This is a genomic window from Dietzia sp. DQ11-38-2 (assembly GCF_014145055.1).
Taxonomy (GTDB): Bacteria; Actinomycetota; Actinomycetes; order Mycobacteriales; family Mycobacteriaceae; genus Dietzia.
Genome location: NZ_JAALDW010000486.1, coordinates 2,596 through 5,081 on the forward strand (window position 1 = coordinate 2,596; position 2,486 = coordinate 5,081).

The window sequence follows — 2,486 nt, forward strand, 5'->3', positions numbered from 1 at the left end:
GTGCCCACCAGGACGCGGTCGAACCGGCCATGGCGTTCAACACCGCCGTCTCCTTTGTCACCAACACCAACTGGCAGTCGTACACGCCCGAGGAGACGCTCACCAACCTCACCCAGGTGATCGGGCTGACGGTGCAGAACGCCGTCTCCGCGGCCGTCGGTATCGCCGTGGCCATCGCGGTGGTGCGAGGGTTCTGCCGGGTCCGCAGCGGCGTGATCGGCAATTTCTGGGTGGACCTGACCCGGGCGGTCACCCGGGTGTTGCTCCCCCTCGGCCTGATCTTCGCCGCGCTGTTCCTCACCCAGGGCATGATCCAGTCGTTCTCCGGCGGCGTGGCGGTGACGGCGCTCGACGGCACCGCACAGCAGATCTCCACGGCGCCGGTCGCCTCCCAGGAGGCGCTCAAGCTGCTCGGCACCAACGGCGGCGGCGTGCTCGGGGCCAACTCGGCGCACCCGTTCGAGAACCCCACCCCGATCGCCAACCTGCTGTCGATCCTCGCGCTGTTGCTGATCCCGGTGGCGCTGACCCGGACGTTCGGCACCATGCTCGCCGAGTCGGGAGCGGGCAGCCGTCGGCACGGGCTGATGATCCTCGGCGTCATGGCCACCCTGTGGGGCGGCATGCTCGCCGTGGTCACGTGGGCCGAGTACCACGCCGTCGGCGTGGCCGCGCAGGCCGCCGGAATGCAGATGGAGGGCAAGGAGGTCCGCCACGGGATCCCGGCCTCGGTGCTGTTCGCGGTGTCCACCACGGGCACGTCCACCGGGGCGGTCAACTCGGCCCACGACAGCTATTCGGCCCTCGGCGGTGGGGCGTTGATCCTCAACATGCTGCTCGGCGAGATCGCCCCCGGTGGAGTCGGGACCGGTCTCTACGGGATCCTGGTCCTGGCCGTGCTCGCGGTGTTCGTGGGCGGGCTGTTGGTCGGCCGGACCCCGGAGTTCGTGGGCAAGAAGATCGGCCGCCGGGAGATCACCTGCGCCAGCCTGTCGCTGCTGGTCATGCCCGCGCTCGTCCTCACCGGCGTCGCGATCACGGCCGTGATGCCGTCCGCGGTCGAGGCCCAGAGCAACAGCGGGCCCCCCGGTTCGCCCAACTCGGCGCACGGACTCAGCGAGTACCTCTACGCCTTCTCCTCGGCGGCCAACAACAACGGTTCGGCGTTCGGCGGCCTCACGGTGACCGACCACTGGTTCCAGGCCGCCCTCGGGGTGTGCATGATCTTCGGCCGGTTCCTGCCGATCATCCTCGTCCTGGCCATGGCCGGCTCGCTCGCCGCACAGAAGCGCAGCGACCCCGGCCCCGGCACCCTGCCGACGCACGGACCGCTCTTCGGCGGCCTGCTGCTCGGCGTCATCCTCCTGGTGGCGGCGCTGACCTTCGTGCCCACGCTCGCCCTCGGACCTATCGCGGAGGCACTCCAGTGACCGCCCTGCTCGATTCCCGGCACCTCGCCGCGGCCGCCCCCGGTGCGCTGCGCAAGCTCGATCCACGGCACCAGGCCCGCAACCCCGTCCTCTTTGTGGTGTGGGTGGGGTCGTTGCTCACCACGGTCCTCGCGCTGCTGCACCCCACCGTGTTCAGCTGGTCCACCGCGGCCTGGCTATGGGCCACCGTCCTGTTCGCCGGCATGGCCGAGTCGGTCGCCGAGGGACGCGGCAAGGCGCAGGCCGACAGCCTGCGCAAGGTCACCACGGAGACCACCGCCAGGGTCCGACGCGGCCCCCACGAGACCCAGACCGTCCCGTCGACGGAGCTGGCCGTCGGTGACCTGGTGGAGGTTCTGGCGGGCGAGACCATCCCCGGGGACGGCGACGTGGTCGAGGGCATCGCCACCGTCGACGAGTCGGCGATCACCGGGGAGTCCGCGCCCGTGGTGCGGGAGTCCGGCGGCGACCGCAGTGCCGTCACCGGCGGGACCGTGGTGCTCTCCGACCGGATCGTCGTGCGCATCTCCACCGCGCCGGGCGAGTCGTTCGTCGACCGGATGATCGCGCTGGTCGAGGGCGCCGAGCGCACGAAGACCCCCAACGAGATCGCGCTCAACATCCTCCTGGCGATGCTCACGATCGTGTTCCTGGTCGCGGTTCTCGCGCTCGGCCCGGTGGCCGCCTACTCGGGCGCCGAGATCGATCCGATCCGGCTCATCGCCCTGCTGGTGTGCCTCATCCCCACCACCATCGGCGCCCTGCTGTCGGCCATCGGCATCGCGGGCATGGACCGCCTGGTCCAGCACAACGTCCTGGCGACGTCGGGCCGGGCGGTCGAGGCCGCCGGCGACATCGACACCCTGTTGCTCGACAAGACCGGCACCATCACGTTCGGCGCTCGCCAGGCCACGTCCCTGGACCCGGCGGCCGGTGCGTCGACGGCGGAGCTCGCCGAGGCCGCGCGGGCCTCGAGCCTGGCCGACGAGACCCCGGAGGGTCGGAGCATCGTGGAGTTCTGTGCCCGCGAGCACGACCTGCCGGCCGCGGCCACCC

At 71.3% G+C, this 2,486-nt stretch carries 2 protein-coding genes; both read left to right on the plus strand.

What is annotated here, in order from left to right:
- The coding region (gene kdpA, locus G6026_RS15200) for a potassium-transporting ATPase subunit KdpA (protein ID WP_241728122.1) at positions 1–1,430 on the plus strand (1,430 nt) is incomplete at its 5' end.
- Positions 1,427–2,486: HAD-IC family P-type ATPase (locus tag G6026_RS15205; protein ID WP_347238122.1), on the plus strand; the 1,060-nt coding region annotated here is incomplete at its 3' end. The genes kdpA and G6026_RS15205, both read left to right, overlap by 4 nt.